This window comes from Arthrobacter sp. SX1312, from assembly GCF_002929295.1.
Lineage (GTDB): Bacteria > Actinomycetota > Actinomycetes > Actinomycetales > Micrococcaceae > Arthrobacter_D.
Window position 1 is genome coordinate 737,688 of record NZ_PJIM01000002.1, and the last position, 15,221, is coordinate 752,908.

Annotated in this window: 12 protein-coding genes; 8 read left to right on the forward strand and 4 right to left on the reverse strand. The window is 69.5% G+C overall.

What is annotated here, in order from left to right; genetic code table 11:
* Window positions 1–81: 81 nt before the first annotated feature.
* A complete protein-coding gene (locus CXQ92_RS10915; RefSeq protein WP_258069862.1) occupies window positions 82–954 on the reverse strand; it encodes an ABC transporter substrate-binding protein in 873 nt (290 codons plus the stop codon).
* Between the two features lie 182 nt (window positions 955–1,136).
* On the opposite strand from CXQ92_RS10915, the gene CXQ92_RS10920 reads away from it, so the two are divergent.
* On the forward strand, window positions 1,137–2,225 hold the full coding sequence (locus CXQ92_RS10920; protein WP_104167754.1) for a LacI family DNA-binding transcriptional regulator: 1,089 nt from the start codon (window positions 1,137–1,139) through the stop codon (window positions 2,223–2,225).
* 50 nt (window positions 2,226–2,275) lie between these two features.
* On the opposite strand, the gene CXQ92_RS10925 is transcribed toward CXQ92_RS10920, so the two are convergent.
* From CXQ92_RS10925 to rhaI, 3 genes are read right to left on the reverse strand one after another with little or no spacing between them, the layout of a single operon-like run.
* Window positions 2,276–3,751 carry a rhamnulokinase family protein gene (locus CXQ92_RS10925; RefSeq protein ID WP_104167755.1) on the reverse strand — a complete coding sequence of 492 codons (1,476 nt, stop codon included), beginning with the start codon at window positions 3,749–3,751 and terminating at the stop codon, window positions 2,276–2,278.
* A 1-nt stretch (window position 3,752) separates the two neighbouring features.
* A complete protein-coding gene (locus CXQ92_RS10930; protein WP_104167756.1) occupies window positions 3,753–5,837 on the reverse strand; it encodes a bifunctional aldolase/short-chain dehydrogenase in 2,085 nt (694 codons plus the stop codon).
* The gene (gene rhaI / locus CXQ92_RS10935; protein ID WP_104167757.1) at window positions 5,834–7,000 is read right to left on the reverse strand and encodes an L-rhamnose isomerase; all 1,167 of its coding nucleotides are present in this window, start codon (window positions 6,998–7,000) and stop codon (window positions 5,834–5,836) included. Before rhaI ends, CXQ92_RS10930 begins: the two co-directional genes overlap by 4 nt.
* 223 nt (window positions 7,001–7,223) lie before the next feature.
* Between rhaI and CXQ92_RS10940 the strand changes: the two genes are divergently transcribed.
* From CXQ92_RS10940 to CXQ92_RS10970, 7 genes are all read left to right on the forward strand, one after another.
* Entirely contained in the window at window positions 7,224–8,255 is a 1,032-nt protein-coding gene (locus CXQ92_RS10940; protein WP_104167758.1) for a LacI family DNA-binding transcriptional regulator, read from the forward strand.
* Between the two features lie 125 nt (window positions 8,256–8,380).
* The gene (locus CXQ92_RS10945; RefSeq protein ID WP_181033626.1) at window positions 8,381–9,934 is read left to right on the forward strand and encodes a sugar ABC transporter ATP-binding protein; all 1,554 of its coding nucleotides are present in this window, start codon (window positions 8,381–8,383) and stop codon (window positions 9,932–9,934) included.
* Window positions 9,931–10,974, forward strand: coding sequence for an ABC transporter permease (locus CXQ92_RS10950; RefSeq protein WP_104167760.1), 1,044 nt, complete (start codon window positions 9,931–9,933; stop codon window positions 10,972–10,974). The genes CXQ92_RS10945 and CXQ92_RS10950 overlap by 4 nt, the downstream gene beginning before the upstream one ends.
* Window positions 10,967–12,157, forward strand: a complete 1,191-nt coding sequence (locus CXQ92_RS10955) for an ABC transporter permease (RefSeq protein WP_258069863.1) — start codon at window positions 10,967–10,969, stop codon at window positions 12,155–12,157. Before CXQ92_RS10950 ends, CXQ92_RS10955 begins: the two co-directional genes overlap by 8 nt.
* A gap of 61 nt (window positions 12,158–12,218) precedes the next feature.
* On the forward strand, window positions 12,219–13,280 hold the full coding sequence (rhaS, locus tag CXQ92_RS10960; protein WP_181033627.1) for a rhamnose ABC transporter substrate-binding protein: 1,062 nt from the start codon (window positions 12,219–12,221) through the stop codon (window positions 13,278–13,280).
* A gap of 78 nt (window positions 13,281–13,358) precedes the next feature.
* Window positions 13,359–14,828, forward strand: a complete 1,470-nt coding sequence (locus CXQ92_RS10965) for an L-fucose/L-arabinose isomerase family protein (protein WP_104167762.1) — start codon at window positions 13,359–13,361, stop codon at window positions 14,826–14,828.
* Window positions 14,829–14,845: 17 nt separating this feature from the next.
* Window positions 14,846–15,196, forward strand: a complete 351-nt coding sequence (locus CXQ92_RS10970) for an L-rhamnose mutarotase (RefSeq protein ID WP_306738550.1) — start codon at window positions 14,846–14,848, stop codon at window positions 15,194–15,196.
* The last annotated feature ends 25 nt before the right edge of the window (window positions 15,197–15,221 follow it).

Consider the following 15,221-nt stretch of genomic DNA (forward strand, 5'->3'; position numbering starts at 1 on the left):
GTAGCCGGGGTGCGGGCCGGCCTGCGGCCCGCACCCTTGGATGGTGTCCCCGAGGAGGTTCTCGGGTGGACGCGAACCGAACTAGTTGCTCGGGGTCGGCTCGGGGGTCGGCTCGGACGTGCGTTCCGCGGACGGCAGGTACTGCTCAGGCATCGGCGAGCCGGGGAACCACTTCTCGTAGAGCTCCTTCCAGGTGCCGTCCTCCATCGCCTCGGCCAGACCCTCATCGAGCGCGGCCTTGAACTCGTCGTTGCCCTTGGCGAGAGCAAACCCTGCCGGAGCGTCGAACGACGGGATATCCGCAGCCGAGACCAGGCCGAATTTCTCCGTGTAGTCCTTGGCCGCTTCGTAGTCGAGGAAGTGGGCATCGACGGACCCGCCGTTGACCGCGGCGATGGCGGAGTTGTTGTCCGGGAAGCGGACGAGGTCGGTGTCGGTGAAGTTCTTCACCGCGTACGCCTCCTGCAAGGTCCCCTGCACGACGCCCAACCGATGACCGGCGAGGCTCTCGGCGTCCTTCACGCCTGAGTCCTTCGTGGTGATGACGGTGAGGTAGCCGGCGAGATAGCCCTCCGAGAAGTCCACGGTCTGCTTGCGCTCCTCCGTGATGCCGATGGCCGCGACACCGACGTCGAACTGCCCGTTCGCGACGGCCGACAGCAGGCCGGAGAAATCCTGGCCGGTGAAGACGACGTCGTCGACGCCGATGCGTCCGGCTACGTCCTGGAAGAGTTCGACGTCGAAACCCGTGAAGTTCCCGCTCTCATCCGTGAACGTATAGGGCTTGGAATCACCCAGGCTCGCCACGCGGATGGTGCCCGGCTCGATCAGGCCGTAGGGGTTCTCCTCCGGGGATGCCGAGGGGGAGGACCCGCATCCGGTGAGGACCAGCAGCGCGGTCAGGGTGGTGGCCGCGGCGGCAGCCACGGGGCGGAAGCGGAAGAGTCTGTTCACTGTTTCGTCCAATCGATGATGGCACTTCGGTGCCGGACAGCCGGGAAGTTGCTGGAAGAAGGAAGGCCCACCCCTCGTTGAGTCCGGTCTCAATCGGTTAGAGTGAGACCGGGCTCACATTTGGGTTGCTGAGGAATCTACACACTGATCCGCTGAGGGTCAACCTCTACGGAAAGGTCACGATGGGAAGTTCATCCTCTCGCCGCAAGGACGCGACGGTCGCAGATGTCGCACGGGAAGCGAAGGTGTCGAAGGCGCAGGCCGCACGGGCACTGGGCGCCTACGGTGCTGTCAGTGATGAGGTCCGCTCCCGGGTGCTGGCCGCCGCCGCGGCTCTGGAGTACCGCCCGAACGAGGTGGCGCGGAGCATGAATACCGGCAGGTCCAAGACGCTCGGCGTCGTGGTGGGAGACATCGAGAACCCCTTTTTCAGCCTCGCCATGCGGGGCATCTCGGATGCCGCCAAGGCAGAGGGTTTCGACGTGATCCTCATCAATACGGGCGAGGATGTCACGGCAGAGGCGGAAGCCGTGCGGGTCCTGCTGGACAAGCGCGTCGACGGCATGATCGTGGCGCCTGCTTCGCAACTGTCCGTCGGTCACTTGCGGGACGTCGTCGAATCGGGTCGTCCGCTCGTGCTGCTCGACCGCCAGATCCCCGCCCTGGGAGTGAGTGCCGCCATGGCGAAGATGGACGGCACGGCTTACGAAGCGGTGAGTCACCTGATCGAGGTCGGGCATACCCGCATCGGGTACATCTCGTCGCTCGACGTCGGGAGCTGGTCGCCCGGTGAGGAGCTTGACCTGGGCACCAACCCCGTGTCCGAACGTCTGGCCGGAATGCGCAGGGCATTCCGTGCCGCCGGCATCCCGGTATCCGAGGATCTGATCCGGTTGAGCGCGGGCAAACCACAGCCCATCCGCGAGATCGTCGAAGAACTGCTGCAATGCGCTTCTCCGGCCACGGCGATCATCGCATCCGACAGCCTGATCGCCCTGGACGTACTTCGCACCATCCAGGACCTCGATATGAGGATTCCCGAGGACGTGTCCTTCATGATGTACGACGACATGCCGTGGGCGCAGCTCATGAAACCGCCCATCACGGTGGTCGCGCAACCCGTCTACGATATCGGGGCAGCGACGGCAACCGCGCTGCTCGATCAGATCCTGGGGCGTCCCCTGCAGCCGGGGAACCTGCTGTTCGAGTCGGAGCTACTGCTCCGCGGATCGGTCGGGGCGCCGAACCGCCCGGCGGGGATCTCGGTCTGAATCCGAGACTGCTATGCCTCGAGAACGGTGCTGCATGGGAACGGCGCCGGTCACAGGAAAGTCCTCACGGTGGGCCGAACGATGCTGAGGCCGGAGGGAGTGCCCGGTTCGTAGCGCACGGGAGCAACTCCCGCCACGACGACTCGTCTGAGGTCCGGCAGGCCGCCGCCCAGCACGCCGGCGGCCCTCGCCTGGACGAGGACGTTGCCGAGCGCCGTCGCCTCGACCGGGCCTGCGAGGACCGGCAGTCCCGTGCGGTCGGCGGTCAGCTGGCACAGCAGCGTGTTCTGCGACCCTCCGCCCACCACGTGGAGGACGTCGATGCGGTGGCCTGACAGCCGGACGGCGTCCTGCAGTGTCCGCGCATAGGCTGCGGCGAGGCTGTCCAGGATGCATCGGACCACGGCCTCCCGCGTCGGCAGGACGTCCCGCCCCGCCCCGGCGGCCCGCCGGATGCGCGCGGGCATGGCGTCCGGCGCCAGGAAGTCGGTGCTGTCCGCGTCGATGGTCGGCCCGTCGGCCGGCAGGGTCGCCGCGGCGGCCAGCAGCCCGGTGAGATCGGGCTCGGGCCCTTCGATGCTCCATTCCCGCAGGCACTCCTGCAGCAGCCAGAGTCCGCCGGTGTTGCGCAGGTAGCGGATGGTCCCGTCGACGCCCCGCTCGTTGGTGAAGTTCGCGGCGCGGCTCTCCCCGGTCAGGATGGGGGCGTCGAGCTCGACGCCGACGAGCGACCACGTGCCCGAGGAGATGTACGCGAAGTGCGGGGAGTCCGCGGGGACCGCGGCGACGGCGGAGGCGGTGTCGTGCGACCCGACGGCGACGACGGCGGTGGCCGCCGGGAGGCCCGTCGCCGACGCGACGGTCGGCAGCAGGCGGCCGACCACCGTGCCGGGTTCGACGAGTGGCGGGAAGAGCTCCGGGGGCAGGCCGAGCGGGCCGAAGAGATCGGCCGCCCAGGTGCCGGTGGCGGCGTCGAGCAGTCCCGTGGTGGAGGCGTTCGTGGCTTCCGTGCGGCGCTCGCCGGTCAGCCGGTACGCGAGCAGGTCGGGGATGAGCAGCGCCTGGACACCCTCGAGCGACCGCTCGGCGGCGAGCTGGTAGACCGTGTTGAACGGCAGGAACTGCAGCCCGGTGCGCGCGTACAGCCGCTCGGGCGGCACGGCACCATGCACGACGTCGATGCTCGCCGCGGTGCGGTCGTCCCGGTAGCTGAAGGGCAGGTGCCGGAGCGTGCCGGCGTCGTCGACGAGCCCGTAGTCCACCGCCCACGTGTCGATGCCGATGCTCGCCACGGTGCCACCCGCCCGCGCCGCGGCCTCACCTGCCAGACGGAGACCCGTCAGTACCTCCGCGAAGAGCGCCTCGACGTCCCACCGCAGGGCGCCGCCGAGGAAATGCGCGCCGTTGGGGAAGCGATGGACGGTCTCGAGCTCCGGACCGGCGTCCGTGAGCCTGCCGAGGATCACCCGGCCGGAGGACGCCCCGATGTCCACGGCCACGAACACCGGTGTCGGGTCGACCGCCATGTCAGCGCAGGAACGCCGCGGCGACGCCCGCGTCCACGGGGATGTGCAGCCCCGTGGTGTGGGAGAGTTCGGCGGAGGTCAGGACGGCCACGGCATTGGCGACGTTCTCCGGCAGCACCTCGCGCTTGAGCAGCGTCCGCTGGGCGTAGTACTCGCCCAGCTTCTCCTCCTCCACGCCGTAGACCGCTGCCCGCTTGGCACCCCAGCCGCCGGCGAAGATGCCGGAACCGCGGACCACGCCGTCCGGGTTGATGCCGTTGACGCGCACCCCGTACCCCCCGAGCTCGGCGGCGAGGAGCCGCACCTGGTGGGCCTGGTCCGCCTTTGTGGCGCTGTAGGCGATGTTGTTGGGCCCGGCGAACACGGAGTTCTTGGAGGAGATGTAGATGATGTCCCCGCCCATGTCCTGTTCGATCAGCACCTTCGCGGCTGCCTGCGACATGAGGAAGGACCCCTTCGCCATGACGTCGTGCTGCAGGTCCCAGTCCTTCTCCGTGGTCTCGAGCAGGGGCTTGGAGATGGACAGGCCGGCATTGTTGACCACGAGGTCAAGCCCCCCGAACGCCAGCACGGCGGCCTTCACGGCCTGAAGCACCTGGGCCGGATCGGTGACGTCGGCCTGCACGCCGATGGCGACGTCGGACCCGCCGAGATCCTCGGCGACCCTGCTCGCGCTCTCGATGTCCAGGTCCGCGATGACCACGCAGGCGCCCTCCGCGGCGAGGCGCGTCGCGATGGCCTTGCCGATGCCCGACGCCGCTCCCGTCACCAGGGCGATGCGCCCCGCGTGGGACTTCGGTTTCGGCATGCGCGCGAGCTTGGCCTCCTCGAGGGCCCAGTACTCGATGCGGAACTTCTCGCTCTCCTCGATCGGCGCGTAGGTCGAGATGGCTTCGGCGCCCCGCATGACGTTGATGGCGTTGAGGTAGAACTCCCCGGCGACGCGGGCGGTCTGCTTGGTGGCGCCGTAGGAGAACATGCCGACGCCGGGCACCAGCACGATCGCCGGGTCCGCGCCGCGCATGGCGGGGGAGTCCGGCGTCGCATGGCGGTCGTAGTAGGCGGCGTAGTCCGCGCGGTATCGAGCATGCAGTTCGCGCAGGCGCAGCAGGCAGCTCTCGACGTCGGCGTCCGCCGGCAGGTCGAGGATCAGCGGCTTCACCTTGGTACGCAGGAAGTGGTCGGGGCAGCTGGTCCCGAGCGCCCCGAGGCGCGGGTGCCCGGTGGACGCGAGGAAGTCGAGGACGCGGGGATCGTCGGTGAAGTGGCCCACCTGTGCCTTGTCCGTGGAGGCGAGGCCACGGATGGTCGGCGCGAGGGCCGCGGCCTTCACCCGGCGCTCCTCCTCGGGCAGTGCGGCATAGCCCTCTTGCGCCGGCCCGAAGGGTTCCGGACGGCCGTGCTCGGCGATGTACCGCTCCGCCGCCTCGATGATCCACAGCGAGTTCGCCTCGACCTCCGCTGACGTGTCGCCCCAGGCGGTGATGCCGTGGCCGCCGAGGATGGTGCCGATGGCTTCGGGGTTCGCCTCCTTGAGGGCGGCGATGTCGAGGCCGAGCTGGAACCCGGGCCGCCGCCAGGGCACCCAGACGACCTTCGGCCCGAAGATGGTGCTGGTCAGGGCCTCGCCGTCCGCCGCGGTCGCGACGGCGATCCCGGAGTCGGGGTGCAGATGGTCCACGTGCGCGGCGTCGACGAGCCCGTGCATGGCGGTGTCGATGGACGGCGCCGCCCCGCCCTTTCCGTGGAGGGTGTAGTCGAACGCGGCGACCATCTCGTCCTCGCGCTCCACCCCCGGGTACACGGAGCGCAGGGACTGCAGGCGGTCGAGCCGCAGGACGGCGAGCCCGGACTCCGTGAGCGTGCCGAGGTCACCTCCGGATCCCTTGACCCAGAGCAGCTCCACGTCCTCGCCCGTGACGGGATCGACGCCCGTGCCCTTGGCGGACGTGTTGCCGCCGGCGTAGTTCGTGGTGCGCTTGTCGGCGCCGAGCCGGTTGGAGCGCCCAATGAGGTCGCTGACGGTCTGGTTGGCTGTGCCGTTGGTAGGTGTGGCCGTCGTCGGCTGCTTCGTCGTCACTGTCATGCTCCCCATCCGGCCTGCTGGCCGCCCTGCCGTTCGGTGTTGATCCGGTCCTGGTATCCACTGTCGCGGTACGCGGTCAGGGGATCCGCAGGGAGTCCCTTCGACTCGCGCCACCGGGCCAGGCCCGGGCGGACGTCGGTGTAGAAGGCGTCCATCAGAAGGGCGTTCGCGCCGAGGACGTCGCCGGCCTCCTGCGCTGCGGTGAGGGCGGGGCGGTCGATGAGCAGGGCGCGCGCCGTCATCTCCTGCACGTTCAGCACCGAGCGGATCTGCCCGGGGATCTTCTCCTCGAGGTTGTGGCACTGGTCGAGCATGAGGGCGATCCCGCTGGACGGGTCGAGGCCGCCGCCGCGGATCACCTCGGCCATGATGCGGAAGAGCTGGAACGGGTCCGCCGCCCCGACGATCAGGTCGTCGTCCGCGTAGAAGCGGGAGTTGAAGTCGAAGGAGCCGAGCTTCCCGAGGCGGATCAGCTGCGCCACGATGAACTCGATGTTGGTCCCGGGCGCGTGGTGGCCCGTGTCGAGGCAGACGAGGGCCTTGTCGCCGAGCTGCTGGCAGTGGGCGTAGGAGGTACCCCAGTCGGGGACGTCCGTGTGATAGAACGCCGGCTCGAAGAACTTGTACTCGAGCACCAGCCGCTGGCCCTCGCCGAGGCGGTCGTAGACCTTCCGCAGGGAGTCCTGCAGCCAGTCCTGCCGGGACCGCATGTCGGCCTGCCCCGGGTAGTTCGAGCCGTCCGCGAGCCAGATCTTCAGGTCGCGGGAGCCGGTGACGTTCATGACCTCGATGCATTCGTACATGTGGTCGATCGCCTTGTTCCGCACGGCGGCGTCGCTGTGCGTCAGGCTGCCGAACTTGTAGTCGTCGTCCTGGAACGTGTTGCTGTTGATGGTGCCGAGGCGTACGCCGTGCTCGCCGGCATGCGCGGCGAGGCTCGCGTAGTCGTCGACCCTGTCCCAGGGGATGTGGAGGGCCACGCTCGGGGCGAGGCCGGTCAGTCGGTTGACCACGCCGGCATCGGCGATCTTCTCGTGGACGGTGCGCGGCGTGCCGGGCGTCGCGAACACCTTGAACCGGGTCCCGGAATTGCCGTAGGCCCAGGAGGGCACTTCGATGGCGAGCTGGTCCAGCTCTGCCGCGATGTCGTCGATGACAGTCATGTACTCTCTCCAGCGTGCGGGCCGGGTGCTTCATTCCACCGGCGGTGATTCTCGGGTTCTGTCGCCCGTCCGGACGGGGCCCGGACGAGGAAGTGGATGCGCCGTGCTTTTGAATCGTTTCATTAGCACGTTTCAAAGCTATCCTTGCGGGAGACCGAGTGTCAACCGTCCTGTCGGCGCCCCGCCGACGCGCGACGAGACCTCCGAGACAGCCGGAGTCCCCATGAGCAGCCGACCAGTCAGCATCAAGGACGTCGCGGACAGGGCCGGAGTGGCGGTCGGAACCGTCTCGAACGTGCTGAACCATCCTGCGCGCGTCTCCACGGCCACCCGCGAGCGCGTGCAGGCCGCGATCGACGGGCTCGGCTTCGTGCGGAACGACGCCGCCCGGCAGTTGAGGGCGGGCCAGAGCCGCACCATCGGCCTGGTGGTGCTCGACGTCGGGAATCCCTTCTTCTCCTCGCTCGCCCGCGCGGCAGAGGACTGTGCTGCCGAGAACGGGAGCACCGTGGTGCTCGGCGACAGCGGCCAGGACGCGGAGCGCGAGGCCCGGTACATCGACGTCTTCGAGCAGCAGCGTGTGCAGGGCATGCTCATCTCGCCGGTCGGGGATGTGGGCCCACGCGTCGAGGCGCTGCGCCAGCGTGGCATGCCCGTGGTGCTCGTGGACCGCGTCGACCCGCAGCGACGCTGCAGCTCGGTGTCCGTGGACGATGTCGCCGGCGGCTACATCGCCGTCCGGCACCTGCTCGAGGCGGGCCGGCGGCGGATAGCGTTCGTGGGGACCAGGGCCGACTACCGCCAGGTCGCGGACCGTCTGGCGGGTGCCCGCCAGGCGATCGCGGAGCACGACGGCGCCGTGCTGGAGGTCCTCGAAGCCGATGCCATGACGGTCCTGGCCGGCCGGGACGTCGGGGAGACCATCGCCCGGCGCCGGCACGAGGAGCTGCCGGACGGCATCTTCTGCGCCAACGACCTCCTCGCGATCGGCGTCATGCAGGCGGTCCTGCTGATCCGCGGCCTCCGGATCCCCGAGGACCTCGCGCTCATCGGGTACGACGACATCGATTTCTCCGCCTCCACGGTGGTCCCGCTGACGAGCGTCCGCAAACCGACCGAGCTCATGGGGCGCACCGCCGTCGAGCTGCTCCTCGAGGAGATCGAGGGGCCCACCGCCCGCCGCCGCCAGGTGATCTTCGATCCCGAACTCGTGGAACGCCGCAGCTCGCAGGCCCGGGTCCACGCCCCCGGCTGACGGGTTGACCCCGCGGTCGCGCCGGGGTCACAGTCCGATCTCGGCCTGTTGACGGCCCTGTGGGTCGCGCCTACTATTCGAGGACATCGAATCTGAAACGATTCATTTCTTCCCGAGGAGTCGCAGTGACGCACCCTGATGGCCCTGGCAGTGACGCCACGGACCCGTCCGCACCGGGGCGGACCCCCGTGCTGGCGCTCCGCGGGGCGCTGAAGACCTTCGGTCCGGTCGTCGCCCTCGCCGACGGCACCATCGACCTGGCGGCAGGCGAGATCCACGCGCTGGTCGGTGAGAACGGCGCCGGGAAGTCCACCCTCGTGAAGATCCTGGCGGGGGTGCACCACCCGGACGCGGGGGAGTTCCTCGTCGGCGGGCAGAGCGTCGGCTTCCGCAACGTCGCCGACAGCAAGGCTGCCGGGATCTCCGTCATCTACCAGGAACCCACGCTCTTCCCCGATCTCACGGTCGCCGAGAACATCTTCATCGGGCGGCAGCCCCGGGGCCGTTTCGGCCTCATCAGCCGCGTCGAGATGCGGCGCCGCGCGAGGGAGCTGTTCGGCCAGCTCGGTGTCCCGATCGACCCCGACCGCGTGGCCGAGGGACTGTCCATCGCCGACCAGCAGATCATCGAGATCGCCAAGGCCATCTCCCTCGACGCCCGCATCCTCGTCATGGACGAGCCCACGGCGGCGCTCAGCGGCGTCGAGGTGGACCGCCTGTTCGCCGTCGCCCGACGCCTGCGAGACGCCGGCAGCGGCATCCTGTTCATCTCCCACCGTTTCGACGAGGTCTTCGGCCTGTGCGACCGCATCACGGTGATGCGGGACGGCGCCTACATCGCCACCCACGAGACGCGGGCCACGTCGGTGGAGGCGATCGTCCGGGAGATGGTGGGACGCGACATCGACGCCCTGTTCCCGAAGACCGAGACGGAGGCCGGCGACGTCGTCCTGGAGGTCGAGGGACTGACCCGGCCGGGCGTCTTCCACGACATCGACTTCGAGGTGCGCGCGGGCGAGATCGTCGCACTGTCCGGGCTGGTGGGAGCCGGGCGCACCGAGGTGGCCCGCGCCGTGTTCGGGATCGACCGCTACGAGTCGGGCACCGTCCGGATGGCCGGCACGCCGCTGCGCCGCAAGGACCCGCGTGCCGCGATCGACGCCGGGATCGGCTTCGTCCCGGAGGACCGCCGGAAGCAGGGGCTCGTCATGGACCTGTCGGTCGAGCGCAACACGGCCCTGACGCTCCGTCACTCCCTCGCGCGGTTCGGCATCATCAGGGCGCGTGCCGAGCGCGAGGCCGCCGAGACCTGGGGCAGGAGGCTGCAGGTGAAGGCGGGCTCACCCGAACACGCCGTCTCCACCCTGTCCGGTGGGAACCAACAGAAGGTCGTCCTCGCGAAGTGGCTCGCCACGGACCCGAAGCTCCTGATCATCGACGAGCCGACGCGCGGCATCGACGTCGGGACCAAGGCGGAGGTGCACCGCCTCATCTCCGAGCTGGCGGGACGGGGCATCGCGATCCTCATGATCTCCTCCGAGCTGCCCGAGGTGCTGGGCATGGCCGACCGCGTGCTGGTCATGCGGGAGGGCCGGATCACCGGCCGGCTCGACCGCGCAGAGGCCACCGCAGAAACCGTCATGCATGCCGCAACAGCATCCCTGGAGTCCTCGCGATGAGCCTCGACAGCAAGAACGCGCCCGCCCGCCCGGCTCCCGGACACGAGAGGACCTCGGTCCTCGCCTCGCTCCTGAAGCTCCGCGAACTCCCGGTGATCCTCGCCCTGGTGCTGCTCGTCGCCGTGACCGCGGCGCTGAACCCGCTGTTCCTCAGTGAACAGGGCATCAAGGACCTGCTGCTCAACGCGACCATCCTGATGATCCTGGCCGTCGGTCAGACCCTCGTGATCATCACCCGGAACATCGACCTGTCCGTCGGATCCATCCTCGGGCTCGTCGCCTTCGGGACCGGCAGCCTCTTCGCCGCCGCGCCCGATGTGCCGATCGTCGTGGTCTTCGTCCTCGGGATGCTCCTCGGCGCCGCCCTCGGCGCGTTCAACGGTCTCCTCATCACCATCGCGAAGGTCCCGGCCCTCGTCATCACACTCGGCACGCTCTACATCTATCGGGGCATCAACAACGCCTGGGCCGGTGGTACCCAGTACTTCGCCGGCGACCGGCCCCAGGCGTTCGGCGACCTGTCCGTGGACACGTTCCTCGGGTTCCCCCTGATCACGCTCATCGCGGTGGGCGTCGTCGCGATCGTCGCGGTCTACATGCTCGGCACCCGGCAGGGACGGGACCTGTACGCGATCGGGTCGGACCCCGACGCCGCCCGCCTGTTCGGCATCCCGGTGACCCGCCGCGTCCTGCTCGCCTTCGTGGTCAACGGACTGCTGGCCGGCCTGGCCGGCGTCCTGTACGCCAGCCGCTTCAACTCGGTGGGCGCGACGACGGGGGCGGGCCTCGAGCTCGACGTCGTCGCCGCCGCGGTGGTCGGCGGCGTCGCGATCTTCGGTGGCAGCGGCACCGTGCTCGGCGCCGCGATCGGCGCCCTCCTCCTGACCACGATCACCAGCGCCCTGACGGCGCTGCGCGTCGACAAGTTCTGGCAGCAGGCCATCGTCGGCGTCCTGATCCTCGCCGCCGTCGTCATCGACCGCATCGCCAGTGTCCGGTCCGCCCGCAAGCTCCGGATCGCGGAGGCCCGCAATGTCTGACCGCCTCGACGACCAGCCCGGTGCGCAGAACGCCACCCCGACCGAAGGCCACCCGCCGGAGAACGGCACCCCAGCGAAAGGCAGGCGCATGTCCGCCCCAGGCACCAGGACCCCCGAGGAGAAGCAGCCGAAGCAGGCGCGTCCGGCGGGGCGGAAGGCCGACACCACGAAGGTGCTCGCCATCCCGAAGGGGCGTACGGGCGCCGCGCGGATCCTCCTCGGGCGCGACGCCGTCATGATCTACGTGCTCATCGTCGTCGTGCTCTACGCCTGCCTCACGATCCCGCGGTTCGCGTCACCGGTCACCGTGGGGTTCCTGCTCCTCGACGTCATCCCGACCCTGCTCATCGCGCTGCCGATGACGCTCGTCATCATCTCCGGGGAGATCGACCTCTCGGTCGCGAGCATCGCCGGGCTGACCAGCGCCCTCATGGGTGTCCTCTGGCAGGGCGGCATGCCGATCGCGCTCGTCCTGGTGGTGTGCCTGCTGGCGGGACTCGTCGCGGGAGCCTTCAACGGAGTGCTCATCGCCTATCTCGGGCTACCGTCCCTGGCAGTGACGATCGGCACGCTGGCGCTCTTCCGCGGCCTCGCGCTCGTGGTGATCGGCGACAACGCCGTGGCGAACTTCCCGCCCGGGCTCACCGCCTTCGCCACCTCGAAGATCGGCGGCACCGGCATCCCGACGGTCATGATCGGCGTCGTCGTGCTCATCGTCGCGTTCGCCGTCGTCCTGCACTTCACGCCCTTCGGCCGGGGGCTCTTCGCCCTCGGGTACAGCAGGGAGGCCGCGACGTTCGTCGGCATCGACGTCGCCCGGTCCAAGTTCCTGCTGTACCTGGCCACCGGCACGGTGTCCGCGCTCGCCGGCATCTACTGGACGCTCCGGTACTCGAGCGCCCGGAGCGACAACGCGAGCGGCCTGGAACTCGCGGTGATCGCCGCGGTGCTGCTCGGCGGAGTCTCGATCTTCGGCGGCAAGGGGTCCATCCCCGGGATCCTGGCCGGGGTGCTGCTGATCGGCACCATCAACTACGCACTCAAGCTGGACCGCGTCTCCGAGGTGGTCCTCATCATCGTCACGGGCTCCCTCCTCATCATCTCGGTGGTGGCGCCCAACATCGCGTCCGCCATCCGCGAGGCACGCCACGCCAGGCGTGTCCGCACCGCACCACTTCCCTAGGCCGTCCCCCTGGGGTTGCACCCGGCGACTGGTTCCCAGCGCACATCGAAAGGAAGAAACAATGAGGTTTATCCATTCCGGATCCACCCGACGGCGGATGGCCGTCGCGGCCCTCGCCACGAGCGCCGCGCTCGTCCTCAGCGCCTGCGGCGGCGACACCGGCTCCGACAGCGGGGGCGAGGGCGGCAGCGGGTCGGAAGGCGAGCAGACGATCACCTTCATCCCCAAGCAGCTCAACAACCCCTACACCGACGTGGTGCTGGGCGGCGGTGAGGACGGCGCCTCGGAGGCCGGTTTCGCGTCCTCGGAGGTGGTGGGCCCGCTGGATGCCAGCGCATCGAGCCAGGTGTCCTTCATCAATGCCGAGACGCAGCGCGGCACCAACGTGATCGTGATCGCCGCCAATGATCCCGATGCCGTGGGCCCCGCCCTCGAGGAGGCCCGTACCGCCGGCGCGAAGATCGTGGCGTTCGACTCCGACACCAACCCCGACTACCGCGACCTCTTCGTCAGCCAGGTGGACGCGAAGGAGGTGGCGCTGATCCAGCTCGAGCTCATCTCCGAGCAGATCGGTGGAGCGGGGGAGATCGCCATCCTCTCCGCCACCGCGAACGCCACGAACCAGAACGAGTGGATCAAGTTCATGGAGGAGGAACTGGCGTCCAACCCCGACTACGCGGAGATCGAGCTCGTCGCGAAGGTCTACGGCGACGACGACGACACGAAGTCCTTCCAGGAGGCGCAGGGGCTCCTGCAGGCCTACCCGGACCTGAAGGGCATCATCTCTCCCACCACGGTCGGCATCGCCGCGACCGCCCGGTACCTCTCCACCTCCGAGTACAAGGGCGAGGTCGCACTGACGGGCCTCGGCCTGCCGAACGAGATGCGGCCGTTCGTGAAGGACGGCACCGTCACCGAGTTCGCGCTCTGGGATCCGGCGCAGCTCGGCTACGTCGCGGCCTTCGCGGGCAAGGCACTGGCCGACGGCGACATCACCGGGGAGGCCGGCGACACGTTCGAGGCCGGCGAGCTCGGCGAGCGTGAAATCGGCGACGGCGGGATCGTGCTGGTCGGTCCACCCACGCAGTTCAACGCGGACAACATCGACGACTACGACTTCTAGCCGCCGAGCAGGGCGGGGCGTCCTCGGATGCCCCGCCCTTCCCGCGGGACTCCGACCCTCCACCTGAGGAGCACGCCCATGACCACCGATTCCGCGGCAGGACCCGACACGCCCCTTGCGCTCCCTGGCCGGCTCGAGCCGGTCCGCCGTCGTCCCACGCGCCTCGGGCTCGTCTCCGGAGGACTCGGAGCATACTGGCCGCAGTTCCCCGACCTCCTGTCCCAGCTGCGGGAATCGGTGCGGTACGTCACTTCACGCCTCGAGGCGCTCGACGCCGACGTGACCGACGTCGGCTTCGTGTCCGACGCGCGGGAGGCGGCCGGGGCGGCCGAGGAGCTCCGGCGCGCGGACTGCGACCTGATCGTCATCTTCCTCACCACCTACCTGACGTCCTCCATGGTGCTCCCGATCGCTCAGCGCTCGCAGACCCCGGTCCTCGTGATCGACCTGCAACCCACGGAGGCCATGGATCACGCGAACTTCGACACCGGCAGGTGGCTCGCCTACTGCGGGCAGTGCCCCGTCCCGGAGGTCGCGAACGTCTTCGGGCGAGCGGGCATCCCCTTCCGCTCGGTGTCCGGGCACCTGAAGCAGGAGTCCGCCTGGGAGCGCATCGGCCGGTGGGTCCACGCGGCGGGCGTGCGCGGCCGGCTCCGGCACGCCCGCCACGGCCTCATGGGACACCTGTACCCGGGCATGCTGGACGTCTCCACCGATCTCACCACGGTCTCGACGACGTTCGGCTCCCACGTGGAGGTGGTCGAGTTCGACGACCTGCGCGAGTTCGTCGGGGAGGTAACGGAGAGCCAGGTCCGGGAGCGCGTGGATCTCGCGCGCAGCCTGTTCACCGTGGACGGATCCGTGGACGACGACGACTTCGCGTGGGGCGCGAAGGTCTCGGTGGGGCTCGACCGGCTCGTCACGGAGTTCGACCTCGACTCCCTCGCCTACTACCACCGCGGTCTCGCGGGGGAGCAGCACGAACGGCTCGGGGCGGGCATGATCCTCGGCGCGTCGATCCTCACGGCCCGTGGTGTCCCCATGGCGGGGGAGTACGAGCTGCGGACCTCGATCGCGATGCTCGCTTCGCAGGCGATGGGCGCCGGCGGGTCCTTCACGGAGATCCAGGCCCTGAACTTCTTCGACGGCGTGGTGGAGATGGGGCACGACGGCCCGGCGCACCTCGCGGTCAGCGCCGCCCGGCCGCTGCTGCGCGGGCTCGGCGTCTATCACGGCAAGCGGGGCTGGGGCGTGTCCGTCGAGTTCGACGTCCGCCAGGGACCGGTGACGACGTTCGGCATCGGGCAGGACCCGGACGGCTCCTACGTCTTCGTCACCTCCGAGGGCACTGTTGTCCCCGGCCCGCTGCTCGCGATCGGGAACACGACGTCGCGCGTGGACTTCGGGGGAGACCCCGGGGTGTGGGTGGACGAGTGGAGCCGGACCGGCGTCGGCCACCACTGGGCGCTGTGCGTGGGCCATCGGGCCGCCGATGTGAAGGCCGCGGCGTCCCTGCTCGGCGTCGAGCACCGCCACGTCTCGCTCTGATCCTTCCCACCCGCGCCATGAACGACGACGAACGGAGACCCATGGAACGCGTCTGCTTCCAGCTGCAGGTCCGGCCCGAGCGCATCCCCGAGTACCGGGAGCGCCACGCGGCGATCTGGCCGGACATGGCCCGGGCGCTGAAGGACACCGGATGGAACAACTACTCGCTGTTCCTGCGCCCGGACGGCCTGCTGATCGGGTACGTGGAGTGCGAGGACTTCGCCGCGTCACAGGCCGCCATGGCCGCGACCGAGGTCAATGCCCGGTGGCAGACGGAGATGGGACCGTTCTTCGTGGCGCTCGAGGGTCGCCCGGATGAGGGCTTCCTCCGCCTCGAGGAGGTCTTCCACCTGGAGGACCAGCTGTAGGTCTGCGGGCGGCGCCGTCGTCGAG